Annotated in this window: 11 protein-coding genes, 1 tRNA gene and 1 pseudogene; 7 read left to right on the forward strand and 6 right to left on the reverse strand. The window is 54.6% G+C overall.

Features of this window, described 5'->3' with window-relative positions; genetic code table 11:
• Window position 1: 1 nt before the first annotated feature.
• Both ACQG03_RS17830 and ACQG03_RS17835 read right to left on the reverse strand, forming a co-directional pair.
• Window positions 2–865 (reverse strand): fumarylacetoacetate hydrolase family protein, encoded by an 864-nt coding sequence (locus tag ACQG03_RS17830; RefSeq protein WP_015571851.1) that lies wholly within the window; start codon window positions 863–865, stop codon window positions 2–4.
• Window positions 866–882: 17 nt separating this feature from the next.
• Window positions 883–2,244, reverse strand: coding sequence for a 2-hydroxycarboxylate transporter family protein (locus ACQG03_RS17835; RefSeq protein ID WP_038416715.1), 1,362 nt, complete (start codon window positions 2,242–2,244; stop codon window positions 883–885).
• A 345-nt stretch (window positions 2,245–2,589) separates the two neighbouring features.
• Here ACQG03_RS17835 and ACQG03_RS17840 point away from each other — a divergent pair, with 345 nt between their 5' ends.
• Window positions 2,590–4,227: an ATP-binding protein gene (locus tag ACQG03_RS17840; protein ID WP_063163584.1), complete on the forward strand. Its 1,638-nt coding sequence runs from the start codon at window positions 2,590–2,592 to the stop codon at window positions 4,225–4,227.
• Window positions 4,217–4,909, forward strand: a complete 693-nt coding sequence (locus tag ACQG03_RS17845; RefSeq protein ID WP_063163585.1) for a response regulator — start codon at window positions 4,217–4,219, stop codon at window positions 4,907–4,909. The genes ACQG03_RS17840 and ACQG03_RS17845 overlap by 11 nt, the downstream gene beginning before the upstream one ends.
• A 100-nt stretch (window positions 4,910–5,009) precedes the next feature.
• Here ACQG03_RS17845 and ACQG03_RS17850 read toward each other — a convergent pair whose 3' ends face one another.
• Window positions 5,010–7,145, reverse strand: a complete 2,136-nt coding sequence (locus ACQG03_RS17850; RefSeq protein ID WP_063163597.1) for an ornithine decarboxylase — start codon at window positions 7,143–7,145, stop codon at window positions 5,010–5,012.
• A 181-nt stretch (window positions 7,146–7,326) separates the two neighbouring features.
• On the opposite strand from ACQG03_RS17850, the gene ACQG03_RS17855 reads away from it, so the two are divergent.
• The 3 genes and pseudogenes from ACQG03_RS17855 (at window position 7,327) to ACQG03_RS17865 (ending at window position 9,551) form a co-directional block, all read left to right on the forward strand.
• Entirely contained in the window at window positions 7,327–8,040 is a 714-nt protein-coding gene (locus ACQG03_RS17855; RefSeq protein ID WP_063163586.1) for a DUF554 domain-containing protein, read from the forward strand.
• A gap of 95 nt (window positions 8,041–8,135) precedes the next feature.
• A tRNA-Phe gene (locus tag ACQG03_RS17860) sits at window positions 8,136–8,211 on the forward strand.
• A 521-nt stretch (window positions 8,212–8,732) separates the two neighbouring features.
• A pseudogene (locus ACQG03_RS17865) lies at window positions 8,733–9,551 on the forward strand (DUF4225 domain-containing protein).
• Here ACQG03_RS17865 and ACQG03_RS17870 read toward each other — a convergent pair.
• The 3 genes from ACQG03_RS17870 to ACQG03_RS17880 form a co-directional block, all read right to left on the reverse strand.
• On the reverse strand, window positions 9,529–9,855 hold the full coding sequence (locus ACQG03_RS17870; RefSeq protein ID WP_023298582.1) for a hypothetical protein: 327 nt from the start codon (window positions 9,853–9,855) through the stop codon (window positions 9,529–9,531). The pseudogene ACQG03_RS17865 and the gene ACQG03_RS17870 overlap by 23 nt on opposite strands.
• A 401-nt stretch (window positions 9,856–10,256) precedes the next feature.
• On the reverse strand, window positions 10,257–12,044 hold the full coding sequence (locus ACQG03_RS17875; protein WP_023298584.1) for a hybrid sensor histidine kinase/response regulator: 1,788 nt from the start codon (window positions 12,042–12,044) through the stop codon (window positions 10,257–10,259).
• Window positions 12,041–12,673, reverse strand: a complete 633-nt coding sequence (locus ACQG03_RS17880) for a LuxR C-terminal-related transcriptional regulator (protein ID WP_063163587.1) — start codon at window positions 12,671–12,673, stop codon at window positions 12,041–12,043. Before ACQG03_RS17880 ends, ACQG03_RS17875 begins: the two co-directional genes overlap by 4 nt.
• A gap of 175 nt (window positions 12,674–12,848) precedes the next feature.
• On the opposite strand from ACQG03_RS17880, the gene ACQG03_RS17885 reads away from it, so the two are divergent.
• Both ACQG03_RS17885 and ACQG03_RS17890 read left to right on the forward strand, forming a co-directional pair.
• Window positions 12,849–13,163 (forward strand): lipoprotein, encoded by a 315-nt coding sequence (locus ACQG03_RS17885; protein WP_003862457.1) that lies wholly within the window; start codon window positions 12,849–12,851, stop codon window positions 13,161–13,163.
• 114 nt (window positions 13,164–13,277) lie between these two features.
• Window positions 13,278–16,325 (forward strand): autotransporter outer membrane beta-barrel domain-containing protein, encoded by a 3,048-nt coding sequence (locus tag ACQG03_RS17890; RefSeq protein ID WP_063163588.1) that lies wholly within the window; start codon window positions 13,278–13,280, stop codon window positions 16,323–16,325.
• The last annotated feature ends 19 nt before the right edge of the window (window positions 16,326–16,344 follow it).

Here is a 16,344-nt window from a genome sequence, read left to right on the forward strand (position 1 = left end):
CTCAGTGCGCTGCCGCGAGCCCGACGGCTGGCGCTTCCACGATCACGTTGCTCAGATGACCGATATGTTCGATCTCCACCTCAATGCGATCCCCCTCCTTCATAAACAGTGGCGGGTTGCGCTTTTTACCCACCCCGCCAGGCGAGCCGGTGATGATCACGTCGCCCGGGCTGAGACGGGTGAAGGTGCTGATGTACTCGATCAGCTCCGCCACCTTGTGGATCATGCTGCTGGTGTTGTCCTCCTGCACCATGCGGCCGTTCAGCCAGGTGCGGATCGCCAGGCTGTGCGGGTCCGGGATCTCATCCGCCGTCGCCATCCACGGGCCGAACGCCCCGGTCTGCCGCCAGTTTTTCCCGGCGGTGAACCAGGTGTGCTGCCAGTCGCGGGCGGAGCCGTCCATGTAGCAGCTGTAGCCCGCCACGTGGCGCAGGGCGTCGTCGCGGCTGATGTTCTCCCCGCCTTTGCCGATGATCACCGCCAGCTCGCCTTCGTAGTCGAACTCGCTGGAGTGGCGCGGCTTCAGCACCGGTTCGTTGTGGCCGGTCTGTGAATCCGGGAAGCGGACAAACAGGGTCGGGGCCGGGTTGTGCTGGTCAAACTCCTTGCGCTTGTCGGCATAGTTCATGCCCACGCAGAGAATTTTTTCCGGCTGGACAATCACCGGTAAGAAGGTGATGGCGTTCAGCGGTACATCCACCGCGTCGTTCAGAAAACGGGTGGCCTGCGCCAGCCCGTTCCCCTGCAACAGCGCTTTAAGGTCGCCATAGCGGTCGCCCAGGCGGCGGCCTAAATCAATCACGCCCTCGGCCTGAACGATGCCGTAGCTGCGTTTACCCTGGTATAAAAAGCTTGCGAGTTTCATTGTTCTTTCCTGAAAACTTAAACGAGGAAGTTGCCCAGAATCAGCAGTGAGACAGAGACGTTAATCGCCCCGCCGATACGGGTAGCAATCTGGGCGAATGGCATCAGGCTCATGCGGTTGCCTGCGGTCAGGATCGCCACGTCACCAGTACCGCCCTGCCCGCTCTGACAGCAGGAGACGATGGCGACATCAATCGGGTGCATACCAATCTTTTTGCCAACGAAGAAGCCGGTTGCCACCAGCGCGGAAACGGTGCTGATAATCACCAGCAGGTTGCTGACGGTGAACGCCGCCACCAGTTCATGCCATGGGGTAATCGCCACGCCAACGGCGAAGAGAATCGGGTAGGTCACGGAGGTCTGGAAGAATTTGTACACCACCTGGGAACCCTCCAGCAGACGCGGAGAGGCGCCATTACAGAGCTTCACCAGCACCGCCATAAACAGCATACCGACCGGCGCTGGCAGACCAATCAGCTTGTGACCGAGCATGCCCAGCATGTACAGCAGCACCGCCAGCAGCGCGCCGGAGGCGATGGTGGTCACATCCGCTTTGCCGGAGAACGCGGGTTGAGAGACGGTGGCATCGGCGTTGGCGCGGTTAGGCATCAGCTGGCCTTCACCGGTCAGGTGCGGGTAGCGTTTCCCGAGCTGGTTGAGGCAACCGGAGATGATGATCGCCGTCAGGCCGCCGAGCATTACCATCGGCAGCACGCGGCCGAGCGCCACGCCCTGATCCATGTGCAGCAGCGTGGCATAGCCGATAGAGAGCGGGATCGCCCCTTCCCCAACGCCGCCCGCCATGATCGGCAGAATAATAAAGAAGAAGATCTGGAACGGCTCGAGTCCCAGCGCCAGCCCAACGCCCATGCCGACAATCATGCCGACGATTTCGCCGCACAGCATCGGGAAGAAGATGCGCAGGAAGCCCTGGATCAGCACGGTGCGGTTCATGCTCATGATGCTGCCGACAATAATGCAGCAGATATAGAGGTAGAGAATGTTGGTGGATTTATAGAATTTGGTCGTGGACTCGACCACCACGTCCGGCAGCAGGCCGTAATAGACCAACGCGGAAGGGATAAAGGTGGCGCAAATTGCCGCCGCGCCGAGCTTGCCGACAATCGGCAGGCGTTTACCAAACTCGCCGCAGGCAAAGCCGAAGAAGGCCAGCGTCGCCACCATCACCACGATATCGCTCGGCAGTTTTCCGCCCAGGCAATCTATCGCGATCAGCGCGCCCGCCAGAACGAACAGCGGCAGAGGAATAATCCCGATTTTCCAGGTATCCATAATATGCCACCAGCGCTCTTTAAGCGAAGGCCGCTGAATTTCAATCGGGTCGTGGGTAACAGAGAAAGAATCGTCAGTTGTGCTCATAATAAGCCCCTTGGTTATTTTGTGCGTCCAGCTTAGAGTCACAAAGGCTTACTTTATGTGAGGGATGACATATTAAAAGCGAAGTTTTAATGGCCGCTATGGTTTTAATGGTTTCTTTTATTTAATGTGATTTATGCCTTATTTATTACCGTGGTTTTTATGGTTTCTTTTCTTAACTGAACAAAGAAATAACATTTATTCATTTAACCTTAAGAGGATGAGACTTTCGGAAAAATCTTTTACAGGCTGCGCTGTGCAAGGGATCACAAGTTTTCGGCAAAGCGGGCATCCTGGCCTTAAAAGATGATATATTCAGCCGACCTGTTGATATCTCGCGTGATAGTTATGAAAGTATCGTTTCAGATCAAGCTGTTTATTTCGCTGGTCGCCTTTTTCTCAGTGCTGTTCGCATTACTGGGCGGATATTATTATGTCGATGTCGGCAGGCAGCTTTATCAGGAAATGAGCGCGCGCGCAAAAATACAGGCCGAAGAAATTGCGCTTATTCCTTCTCTGCGAAAAGAAGTCGAACAAAAGGATATCCAGGGCATCCATGACTTTATGCAGAAAATAGCCGCCCGCAGCGACGCCAGTTTTATTGTGATTGGTGACAATAAAGGGCTGCATCTTTTCCATTCCGTGTTTGCCGACCGGGTAGGCAAAACGCTGGTTGGCGGAGACAACGACGAGGTATTACACGGCAAAAGCACCATCACCATCCGCAAGGGCGGGTTAGGCATTTCGCTGCGCAGCAAAGCGCCCATTTTTAATGATGCCGGGCAGGTGGTGGGGATTGTTTCGGTAGGCTATCTCACAAGCTATCTGGACACCATCACCGTCAGCAAGGTGGTTAATATCCTGATTGCCGCCGTGCTGCTGCTTATCGCCCTGTTTATTTTCTCCTGGTTCTTCACCCGCAGCATCAAGAAGCAGATGTTCTCTCTGGAGCCGCGCGAAATCGGCCTGCTGGTGCGTCAGCAAAAGGCGATGATGGAATCCATTTATGAAGGGGTGATTGCCATCGACGACGATCTCCGCATTGAGGTGATTAACCAGGCGGCGCGTAAATTATTAGGCTTACGCCAGCCCGCCCGCGAACTGCGGGGTCAACTCATCAGCCAGGTGATCGCGCCCGTCCCGTTCTTTAACGCGCAAACCATGCTTGCGAAAGACACCCACGATGAGATCTGTCGCTTTAACGATCTCACGGTCATTGCCAGCCGGGTGCGGATCATGCTGGAAGATGCGTTGCAGGGATGGGTGATCACCTTTCGCGATCGCAACGAGATCGACTCGCTCAGCGCCCAGCTCAGCCAGGTGAAGCGCTATGTTGATAACCTGCGCATCATGCGCCATGAACAGCTGAACCGCATGACCACGCTGTCCGGCCTGCTGCATATGGGCCGTTATGACGAGGCGATCCGCTACATACAGGCGCAGTCTGAACACGCCCAGGAGCTGCTGGACTTTATCTCGTCCCGCTTTAGCTCCCCGACGCTGTGCGGTTTGCTGCTTGGAAAGGCCGCCCGCGCGCGTGAAAAAGGCGTTGAGCTGAGCTTCGATCCGGCCTGCCGGGTGGACAAACCCTTCTTGCCGCTGCTCGAATCGGAACTAGTCTCGATCATCGGGAACTTGCTGGATAACGCCATCGAAGCGACCCAGCGCGCCCCGCTCCCGCATGCCCCGGTAGACGTGCTAATAAAGTTGAACGAGCAGGAACTGATTATTGAAGTCGCCGACCAGGGCGTCGGCATCACACCGGAGATCCGCGACCGGATCTTTGAGCGCGGCATCACTACCAAAACGCGCGGCGATCACGGTATTGGCCTGTATCTGATTGAAAGCTACGTCACGCAGGCTGGCGGTGCAATTGAAGTTGCCGATAACACCCCACGCGGTGCCATTTTCTCACTGTTTATTCCCGCCACGGGAACGGTCCGGCACCCCGTACAGGAACTGGAAGATACCGACTATGCAACATGAACTTATCGACGTACTGATTGTTGAAGACGAGAACGAACTGGCGCAACTGCACGCGGAGCTTATCGGTAAACATCCGCGCCTGAGGCTGGTGGGGATTGCCGCGTCACTGGCCGACGCGCAGGTACAACTGGAGAGCAAACAGCCGAAGCTGATGCTGCTGGATAACTATCTGCCGGACGGCAAAGGCATCACCCTTATCAGCAACCCGATGCTCACCCGCGCCAACTGCTCGGTGATTTTCATCACCGCCGCCAGCGATATGGACACCTGTAGCCAGGCCATTCGTAACGGCGCGTTCGACTACATCCTCAAGCCGGTTTCCTGGAAACGCCTGAGCCAGTCGCTGGAACGTTTTGTGCAGTTTGCCGAACAGCAGCGCGTCTGGAAGATTGTCGACCAGCAGAACGTGGATTCACTCTATCAGCTACAGGCGAAAAATTATCGACTGGACAACGGCAGCAAAGGGATAGAGGAGAACACGCTGGCGCGAGTGCGAACGCTGTTTAACAACAAGGCGGCGCACTGCTTTACGGTGGATGAGGTGGTGAGCGAGACGGGCCTGAGTAAAACCACCACCCGGCGCTATCTGGAACACTGCGTGGAGGTGGGTTTTCTGACGGTGGAGATGCTGTACGGGAAGATTGGGCATCCGAGAAGGATGTACAGGCGTAGTGCGACTTAACTCCCCTCACCCGGGCCCTCTCCCCAACGGGGCGAGGGTGAAAAGACGGCTCCGTGCAATCCCCTCTCCCCTTTGGGGAGAGGGTTAGGGGTGAGGGGCCCTACTTTAACACGTACCCATACAGTCGCTTGATCCCGTCGGCATCCTTCTCGCTGTAAACGCCCTGCAACTCTGGCGAGAAACCCGGCAGCATATTAATGCCCTCTTCCAGCGCCAGGAAGTAGCGCTGTACTGCTCCACCCCAGACTTCCCCCGGTACCACGCACAGCACGCCCGGCGGGTATGGCAGCGCACCTTCGGCGGCAATGCGTCCTTCGGCGTCACGAATACGCACCAGTTCGACGTTCCCGCGAATGTACTCCTGGTTGGCATCCTGCGGGTTCATCACCACGGCAGGCAGGCTCTCCTGGCGGAACATCGCCTTCTGTAAATCCTTCACGTTAAAGCTGACGTAGAGATCGTGCATCTCCTGGCACAGCTGACGGATCGTATAGTCGCGGTAACGCACCGGGTATTTCTGATAGATGGTCGGCAGCACATCCACGAGCGGCGTATCGTCTTCAATATGCTGTTCAAACTGCCCCAGCATCGCCACCAGCTGCATTAGCTTCTCCGCGCTCTCGGCTGGCGTCAGCAGGAACAGGATGGAGTTGAGATCGCACTTCTCCGGCACAATACCGTTTTCGCGCAGGTAGTGGGCGAGAATGGTCGCCGGAATGCCGAAATCGGTATAGTGCCCTGTTTCCGCATCAATGCCCGGCGTGGTCAGCAGCAGCTTGCACGGATCGACGAAATACTGTTCACGGGCATAGCCTTCAAAACCGTGCCATTTTGCACCCGGTTCAAAACTAAAGAAGCGACGCTCGCTGGCGATGGCCTGCGTGGGGTGATCCTGCCATGGCCGCCCCGCCACCACCGGTGGGATAAAGGGTTTGATCATATGGCAGTTGGCGATGATGGCCTTGCGCGCTTCAATGCCCAGCTCGACGCATTCAGCCCACAACCTGCGTCCGCTCTCACCCTCGTGGATCTTGGCGTTCACGTCCAGCGCCGCAAACAGCGGGTAAAACGGGCTGGTGGAGGCATGCAGCATGAACGCATTGTTCAGCCGCTTGTGCGGGCAGAAGCGCGACTGACCGCGAATATGGTTATCCTTTTTATGGATCTGTGAGGTTTGCGAGAACCCGGCCTGCTGTTTGTGGACCGACTGGGTCACGAAAATTCCCGGATCGTTCTCGTTCAGTTCCAGCAGAAGCGGAGACGTTTCCGCCATCATCGGGATAAATTGCTCGTAGCCGACCCAGGCGGAGTCAAAGAGGATGTAGTCGCAAAGGTGACCGATCTTGTCGATCACCTGACGGGCGTTGTAGATCGTGCCGTCGTAGGTGCCGAGCTGAATGATCGCCAGACGGAACGGGCGCGCCTCGGCGGCTTTCTGCGGCGCGACGTCACGGATCAGTTCCCGCAGCCAGGCCTCATCAAAGCAGTGTTCATCGATCCCGCCGATAAAACCAAACGGATTACGGGCTGCCTCAAGATAGACAGGCGTTGCCCCGGCCTGGATCAGCGCCCCATGATGGTTGGACTTATGGTTGTTACGATCGAACAGCACCAGATCGCCACGGGTCAGAAGCGCATTGGTCACCACTTTATTGGCCGCCGACGTGCCGTTCAGCACGAAGTAGGTTTTATCCGCGTTGAACACTTTCGCCGCGAACTTTTGCGCGTGCTTGGCAGAACCTTCGTGGATCAGCAAATCACCGAGCTTCACGTCGGCATTGCACATATCGGCACGAAACACGTTTTCACCGAAGAAGTCGTAAAACTGCCGCCCGGCGGGATGTTTTTTAAAAAAGGCGCCGTGCTGGTGACCCGGACAGGCAAAGGTGCTGTTTCCCATCGCCACATACTGGCTCAGGGTGTCAAAAAAGGGTGGCAGCAGGTTCTCTTCATACCGGCAGGCGGCAGATTCCAGTTCCAGCAATTCTTGTGCTTTACCCGAGATGATCGCCGTGACACCCTCTGGCACCTCTCCTGGCTCTGTTGAGAACAAAAATACCGGTAGCTGAAAGCCCGTACGCTTCAGCAAAGCGAGAATGCCGCTGTAGCTTTCAACAACCGTAATGACGACTGCCGCCACATCGGTGAAATCAGTGTTATCCAGCATAACTTTTTCGCGATGCGTAGAAACTTTGGATACCAGCTCACGGCTGACGGCAATTTTCATGGTTTTCATAGGCGCAAATACCCTCACCGAACGGTGAGACAGGAAGGAGAAAATTCGCGCAATCATGTCACCTTTTATTTTCAGGTGCAAGAAGGAATCAGTATGCGTTACGCCTCCCAAAGCTAAGCATAATCAGGGACGGACGTGCCATAATCATGCAATGCCAGTGCTTAAATAACAGGAGTTAAACGTGGTGATTGGACCCTTTATCAATGCGGGAGCCGTATTGCTGGGCGGTGTACTTGGGGCAGTATTAAGCCAGCGGTTGCCGGAGCGTATTCGCGTCTCCATGCCCTCCATTTTTGGCCTGGCGTCGTTAGGGATTGGTATCCTTTTAGTGGTGAAATGCGCCAACCTGCCGGTGATGGTACTGGCGACACTGCTCGGCGCGCTGATCGGCGAGTTTTGCTATCTGGAAAAAGGCATTAATCACGCGGTAGGCAAAGCCAAAAATCTGATTGCCCGACCGGGCAAGGCAAAGCACGGCACGCACGAGTCGTTTATTCAGAACTACGTTGCGATCATTATTCTGTTCTGCGCCAGCGGCACGGGGATATTCGGTTCGATGCAGGAAGGGATGACCGGCGATCCCAGCATATTGATTGCGAAAGCGTTTCTGGATTTCTTTACTGCCACCATCTTTGCCACCACCCTCGGCATCGCCGTGGCGGCGATTTGTGTACCAGTGCTGCTTATTCAGCTGGCGCTGGCCACCTGCGCCACGCTGATCCTGCCGCTGACGACGCCTGCGATGATGGCGGACTTTACCGCCGTCGGCGGCCTGCTGCTGCTGGCGACAGGGCTGCGCATCTGTGGCATCAAGATGTTTGCAGTGGTGAACATGCTCCCTGCCCTGCTGCTCGCGATGCCGCTTTCCGCGCTCTGGACGCACTTTTTCGCTTAAGTTTGCGACGAAATGGTGAGAGAGTGTGCAGTCTGCAACGAAAACAACAAATTTCGTTGACGTCGGAGGGAGGATCGGGTTTAATGCGCCCCGTTGCCCGGATAGCTCAGTCGGTAGAGCAGGGGATTGAAAATCCCCGTGTCCTTGGTTCGATTCCGAGTCCGGGCACCACTTATTTATAACCCTCGCTTCGGCGGGGGTTTTTGCTTTCTGAGTCAGCAACTCGTTGTTTGAACAGTAGTTACCGCCCTTATCTCTCCTCCGGCCCCGCTTCCCGGTGGTACAACTGGCGTTGTTTACCGCCTTTACCGCCACACAGAAGCAGAAAAACCTGACCTTCACCGATCTATTTGAGCATTACAAATGCACATATCAATTGGACAGAGCCCGACAGAGCGGCATCACGTATCCGTGATTACCCCCCATCGGCTAACTATTTTATTAGATTCATCGGTGGTAAATCCATCCGGGACATCCTGAAAAGTGACCTTTCGGCGTTCCGTACACTGCTGGAACAGGCCCTGGCTAACCGCAGTAAAGTAGGCCGAGGAACGAAGCTGTAAAAAGCGACTTCTACTTCAGACACCGTAACCACATTGCTACTATATTGTGTGTGCGTTGGCACGCATGGCTGTCATGGGGGCGTTTATCAGTCTAAGCAGAGGCCGGTAAAGCAATTGAGAGGAACTACAATGGATGCAGCATTACTTAACATGATGCGCTCAGATGGAAGAAATAAAGCCTGGGCGGAAACTATGGTGAATATGGAAGCCAGGAAACTGGTAAATACAGCCAACACTCTGTCGGCTTTTCATCTCAGCGATAGTTTGACTCGAATGAAGTTTGTTCAGGAAATTCGGGACCTCATAGAACATCAGTTTACGTTAGCTCGTCGGGCTAAATCAGATGAAGAATGCATGGAATGCGTTAAAATTCTCAGAGAAGAAAACAGTAACCTGCTGGAACAAGCGCGTTAATTAAGAACGAAGGCAGCGAAGCTTTGCGCTAAAGTCGAGTTTATCCGAGAGAATAACAAAATTGTTGGGTATGTGATCTCGGCTGTTAGTGTTGTCCTGGCCGGTGCTGAAATAGCCGCAGGATTTACCCTCATAGGCACTATGACCCCTCTCGGGGTTCTTGCTGGTGCGATTCTGGTTACTGACGGGACAAACAGCATCAGTAAAGAAGTGGCTCGCTACGCAACTAACAACACTACCAGTGAAGGGCTGGTCGCGAATGCCGCGATGTCTACAGCTGAGTTTATGGGCTTTAGTCGTGAGAATGGGTTAGGTGTCTACAAATCAATTTCACTGGCCGCTAATGCGTACACCATTTTTGGCTTGTTACGGCGACCTGGTACCTGGCGACTGTTTCGTTATCTCCCTGCTGACTATTACCGAAAGGTGAGCACACTGAGCCGCCCGCAGCTTACAATGAAAATAGCGGGTTATGGCGTGAAAGCTAAGATTATTTTTGATCTGTTGTCCGTCAGCGACCCGTCCCAGAATTAGTCAGCATTTTACGATAACGCCAGGATTTGTAGCCAAGTTTTGCTGGCGTTATATACCAGATGAAAGGTAGTACAATCAATAATGTGAGCGCAAGTGTCAGGCTTGTATCCTTGGATGCAAGTAAAAGAGTTAAAGCCAGTATGATGAAGGCAATAATAGTTATCCACTTCATAGCCTTAAAACGATTGGCCAGATCATGAGTTACGCTATCAAACGAACCACCGTAATTTTCAATATTGTTTTTTAACTTTTGAAGATCTCGTTTGCTAAAACCTGATTTTAAAAGTGCCTCTTCGCTGGTCATTCTATTATCCGTCCCATAACTCACTGAAACCTGTGACGAAGTTTAACTTAATTTTGCGGATAAATCGCTACCTGACGATATTCGTCAAATCTATATATATCAACGAGTTGAAGATATCTTAGAGTATACGCTCGAAAACTGACATTATTGCCCACTGCGGAACTTCGCTGGTAGCAACTCTAATGACTCCTTCGGGGCCGTTTCCAACATCTCCCGCCCTGCCCGGTAGAAGCAACATGCAGATCACCACAGGAGGCTGAATCATGCACGATGAAATCATTAATCAGGCCCGCGAAATCCTCCCTCAGCGGCTCAACCATACCGACACATTGGCATCACAGCAGGACACCGCGTACTATCTGGCCCTACAGTGAAGCGCAATGCTGCTATTATCTATTCCCCTATCCACGACACCCTGACCATTGCGTCAGCAGCGCATGCAGTTTAGCCGGCTCCAGAGGCTTGCGCAGCACCAGATACCCTTCCTGCTCCGCCTCCAGCAGAACCGGTGAATTAAATTCGCCGCTGACTATGGCGCCGCTCATATCCGGCAGACGGTCAAAAAGCGCTTTCAGGATATCGAAGCCGCTTTCGCCGGATCGCAGACGCTGGTCGCACAGCACGGCGAACGGCGTAAAGCCGTCGTCGATTATGGCAAACGCTTCTTCAGCCGAGGCCGCACAGCGTACGTCGATTCCCCAGACGCTCATCAGGCTCTCCCAGGCAGACGTCACCAGCGGGTCGTCATCGACGACCAGGCAGGAACCGTGCAGCGGGGCATAGCGTACCGGCGTGGCGGTGTTGTCAGCGGCGGGCGGGATATCCAGGGCGCTATCTTCGCCAGCATATTGGGTGAAGCGCATCCAGAAGCGTGAGCCTTTACCTTCAATGGATTGCATCCCGTATTTCACCTTCATCAGCTTGGCACAACGGGCCACTACGGCCAGTCCCAGCCCGTGTCCGGCGCTGTCGATCTTCCATGCCAGCTCGGGGCGGTAGTAAGGTGAGAAGATTTTGCCCTTCTCTTCATCGGCGATACCGACTCCCGTGTCCCACACCTCCACCATACACTCGTCACCGCGCGGTCGGATGGCGACCAGCACCCCGCCCTGGAGCGTGTAACGAAGGGCGTTTTGAATCAGGTTAATCAGGGACTGTCGTACCAGCAGCGAATCGCCCATCACGTAGATACGGCGTTTAGGCCGCCGGATGCACAGCCTAAGCGCGCGGCTGTTGGCCTCTTCGCGAAACAGCGTGATGACCGAGTCGAGCAGAGCACCGATATCCACTTTGGCCGGGGCAGAGAGGACATTCCCGGATTCTATTTTGCTGAGATCGAGCAGAGAGTTGAGCATTAAATGTACCGAGCGAACGCTCTGCTGCAGGTCAAGAAGCTGTGGCGTCAGGCTGTCGTCCCGGTTTCGGTGGAGGATGGCTTCGATCAGAAAGCCCATAGCGTGTACGGGCTGGCGCAGATCGTGGCTGGCGGTGGTCAGAAACTGATTTTTATCCAGCAGTGCCTGCTCCGCGTCCTCTTTGGCCTGACGAAACTGTTCCGCCAGGCGTGAGCTTTTTTCCTCAAGCAGTGCCTGCTGAATAAAGAACGCATGGGAAGTTAACGCATGGCGGTAAATTGCGAAGCCGTAAAGCAGATTCAGCATGAGCACGATGAACATCAACTCATCCAGCCGCCAGATAATACCGAGGTTCAGCACCCCCCAGGAGGCGAAGAAAAAGCGCGTAAAGGTGCTGATGACCGGCGTCAGATGCGTCGCATTGGCGGCGACGATAGCGGCGATGCTGATATTAAGTAACAGGAAAAAGTCAAAATTCTGCGTCTGTGGAGTAATTAAATAGAGCGAAGAAATGCCCAGCCCGTGAATAAAGGCGATATTATTAATACGCGGAAGCCAGCGTCGCAGGACGTCCCTATCACCGTTTTCTTTCGCTTCACGCTGATAGCGTCGGTGCAATAGTCGTATCGCCACGGCACATAGCAGATAAATAATTATCCAGATAATCGTTGGGCCGAGGTCGTCCCCAAGCATATAAATCCAGATGGCGAAAGGAATACCCACAAAGGGCACAGCACTAAAGCTAAATACCAGCCGCAGAAAGGTGTTGTTTAGCAAACGGATCTGCGCCGGAGCAGAGATACCTTCGTTTTGTAAGCTCTGGAAAAACCTCATTCCGACGGTTCCTGCTTGCCGTGCAGAAGCGTGATGGCTTCGACCCGGCTGTTAACACCTATCTTTTTCAATATATTGCTGATGTGTTCTTTGACCGTGGGCTCAGAAATTGAAAGCTGCGCGGCGATTCGTTTATTTGGCAGGCCGCGCATAATCATATTTAATACGTCTATTTGTCGCGGCGTTAAGTTAAATTTACTTAACTTCTCATTATTTGCCTTAACGGAAATTTCGTTTCCCTCAGGAAACCAGGTCTGATTATCACTGAGTGCGAAAACGGCCCGCGAGAACATCTCAGGTGGCTCGCTTTTCAATACAAAACCGTGGCCCCCGGCGGCATTAACTTTGCGCCAGATGTCATTATTGTCATCCCCGCTGACCACCAGGAGTCGTACCTGTGGGTAAAGTTGTTTTACTTCTTTGAGTAATTTCAGGGCCGTTCCGGAAGAGAGCCAAAAATCGATTACCAGCAAACGTGGCGGGCCATGATCCCTAATTTGGCGGTAGCAATCATCCTCATTCGTCACCACACACGCCTGTTTAAACTGGCAATGTGTAATCAGAAAATTGGCGATGCCGCTTGCTACCAATGGATGGTCATCAACGACTAACGCATAATTCTGTCCCAAAGGAGCCTCCTTTTACCTTCGCATATCTTAGAGTACAGATGAATTATTATCTACCCACCCTACTTTAGGAGGGTTTTTTCGATTAGGAAAGAGAAATATATTATTCGCTGATTTGGGTAAAAGAAAACATAAATACAATCAGTGAAATTAACTGGTTGGATATCAAGGATAATTTATGAAAAAACCACTAATCGTTTTAACCGTTACGTTGATGCTAGCCGGTTGTTCCACGTTGAAAACCGATCAGGCTATTCCACTCCTGCAAGCGGAGACCGCTAAAATGCTGGGACTGGGCTCATCGGATGAAATAACCGTGACCAACGTTAATGGCGCCCAGCCGGACGCACTGGGAGGACAAAAACTGTCTTATCGCGCCACGACAGAAAAAGGGCGTATTTTCGATTGTTCATCAATGATGATGCCGGGGATTTTAGGATCCGCACCGACGCTAAGCGCGCCAACCTGTACACCTGTTGTCACACATAAATAATTAACGCCGCATCAAAAGGCGTACATAAATAACGCCTTTTACATTTTCTGACGTATCTGAGTTTTCATAAAAACGATTTTCCAGACATCACGCTAATGAGTACGGAGATAGCCCGTGAATAACTCTACATCGCATGCTTTAGCGGTTAAGACGCCGCTTTCCAGACTTTACCTCGCTCTATTTTCCGCGCCGCTGTTACTGTTTTTACCTGCCGATATCGCGCGTGCAGCCGATGCCTTTTTTGATGGCGACTCGCGTATTACCGAAACGCTGGGTTACACCGGAGATGTTTATGTTGGACGTAATCAACGCGGAAACCTGCTGATCGATAATGGCAAAATCACCGCCTATAACATCAATATCGGTCGGCTGTTCGACGGCAAAATTTATGAAAGCGTGGTCACGGTCCGTGGGCCAGACGCTGAGCTTAACGCGGTGAACGATCGGTACGTCCTGCGCGGCGACCTGAATCTTGGCCTCGGCACCCTGCGAGTCGAAGAGGGCGCGCTGGCGAGCGCAAAGGAGATCGTTGTCGGCACCACCCGGGGCTACGACAGCCACCTTATCGCCACGGGTGCCGGCTCTCGCGTGACCAGTAATTTTCTGAGCGTAGGCACCGATCTGGGCGCACGCTCCACGCTGGCAATTGAGGACGGCGCGGCGCTCAATACCGCCTACGATGCGCGCATCGGGAATGGTACCGGGCCGGGTGAAACCGACACGCTGAGCCCGAAAGCCACCGTCACCGGGAGCGGCTCACAGTGGAACGTTGGCCGTACGTTGACGCTTAATGGCGACCTGGACGTACTGGACGGCGGAGCGGTTAACGTTGGCGGCGTGCAGGTGGCGGGCGTCTCCGGCGCAGGGAAAACCGCCGAATTGGTTATTGCGGGCAAGGACTCGCGCTTTACCAGCGGCAGCAGCGTGAGCGTGGGCGATTACGGCAATGGCGTGCTGTCTGTGATTGACGGCGGTTCATTTTCCGCTGGCAGCAATGCGCTGATCGTGGGGACATCGGGTTCCGGCTCGAACCGGGGTGCGCTCATCATCGGCAGCCGCGGCAATATGGACACCGGCACGGGTTTAACTGAGCCAACACCTGGCACGGCGGGCGGCGCAGGTACCCTCGATGCGAAGACGGCAATCAGCCTGCGTGGCGGACTGTTCGGCAGCTATGTCTACTTCAACCATACCGACGGAAATTACATCTTCAGCAACACGATGAGCGGTGAAGGTGATGTGATCAACACCTCCGGGCAAACGACGCTGAACGGCGATCTTTCCGCACTCAAGGCGAACGTAACCGCGCGGGGCGGTAAAGTTATCATTGCCAGCAATATTAATACCCAGCCAGAAGACGATATTTTTGATGTTCAGACCCTTAGCGCCGAGAACGGCGGTACGCTGATCCTCAACGCGACGGCGGGTTCAGACGTCAGCGACGGGGTCGGTTACAGCAGCGCCGCGTCAATCAAGTCCGGCGGCACGCTGGGCGGCAACGGCACGCTGGGCCAGACCGAGATCCTGTCTGGCGGGCATATCTCGCCTGGCGACGGCAATATCGGTACGTTGACGCTGAAACGCTATCTGAACTTTATCGGCGAATCCTTCTATGACGTGGATATCGCGGGCGATGGCAGCAGCGACCAGCTACTGGTATCGGGCAAAACCACCATCAGCGATCGGGCTAAGGTACAGGTCACCGCGCTGGATCCGCAAACCAGCTATAAAACGGGCCAAAGCTACCGCATTTTGACCTCCGACGGGGGAATTGACGGTGAGTTCGCCGGAGCGATTTCCAAATCCGCCTTCCTGGACGTGGCGCTTGAGCAAAGCACCAACGCCGTCGATCTGACCATCGCGCAGAAAGAAACCGGTGGCGAAAATCCTGGGGGCGAGAACCCTGGCGGTGAGAATCCCGGAGGCGAAAACCCGGGTGGTGAAAATCCCGGAGGCGAAAACCCGGGTGGTGAAAATCCCGGAGGCGAAAACCCGGGTGGTGAGAATCCTGGCGGCGAAAACCCGGGCAGCGGCAAGCCGGGCATTTTCCAGACCGTGGCCCAAAGCAGCAACCAGTGGAATACCGCTGGCGCGCTCTCCACGCTGACGCAAAGTGGCCCGTCGCTGGCGCTGTATAACTCGCTGTTGCTGCTGAGCGCGCCGGAAGCGCGCGAGGCGTTCAACCAGCTTTCTGGCGAAGTTTATCCATCAATGCAGTCCAACCTGATCGCTGGCAGCACGCAGGTGTTTAACGTTTTAAACCAGCGTATGCAGCGCGCGTTTGATAACGACAGCCTGCCGATCCCACCGTTAGCCATGTCGCTGGTGCAGCAGCCGGAGCCGCAAAACAATGGCGTCTGGGGCCAGACCTTCAGCTCCTGGAGCCGAAACAGCGGCGACGGAAACGTGGGCAAGCTGGACGGCAACACCACCGGCTTCCTGCTGGGGGCAGATCGCAAGCTGGCGGATCATAACGTGCGTGTCGGCGGCTACTTCGGCTACAGCCGGGGTGATTACGACGTCGACAGCCGTCGCTCCTCAACGGATACCGACAACTATCACCTTGGCCTGTATGCGGCGGGTCAACAGGATGCGTTCTCCCTTCGCGGCGCGCTGGGTTACACCTGGCACAAGATCCAGGGCGAGCGCAATGTTGATTTCAGCGGCTTCTCGGATCGGCTGAAGTCAGATTACGACGCTAACTCGCTGCTGGCGTTTACCGAAGCGGGCTACCGTTTCGGCCAGCCAGACAGGAATATTGAGCCGTTCGTCAATTTATCGTACATCCGGCTGCATACCGACAGCTTCAGGGAAGACGGTGGTGCCGCTGCGCTGAGCGTCCGTAACGAAACGATGAACACCTTCTATTCCACACTCGGGGTGCGCGGTGTGACCGAGCTGCCGAAGAACGTTAACCTCTACGGTTCGCTGGGCTGGCAGCACGCTTATGGCGATAAGAATACCTCTTCGCGCATGGCGTTTGCGGGCAGCGACGCGTTCATTACTCAGGGGCAAGCCGTGGATGAGGACGTAATGGTGGGTGATATCGGCGTGAGCGTACAGCTGTCGCGTGCTGCGACGCTGGATGTGGGTTATCAGGGACAATATGGTGCGGATACCCGCGTCAACTCTGTTAACGCCAATCTGCGCTGGTCGTTCTGAATTATTTCCATTAAAAGAA

The organism is Enterobacter cloacae complex sp. 342H5, assembly GCF_050030905.1.
GTDB classification, from domain to species: Bacteria; Pseudomonadota; Gammaproteobacteria; order Enterobacterales; family Enterobacteriaceae; genus Enterobacter; species Enterobacter intestinihominis.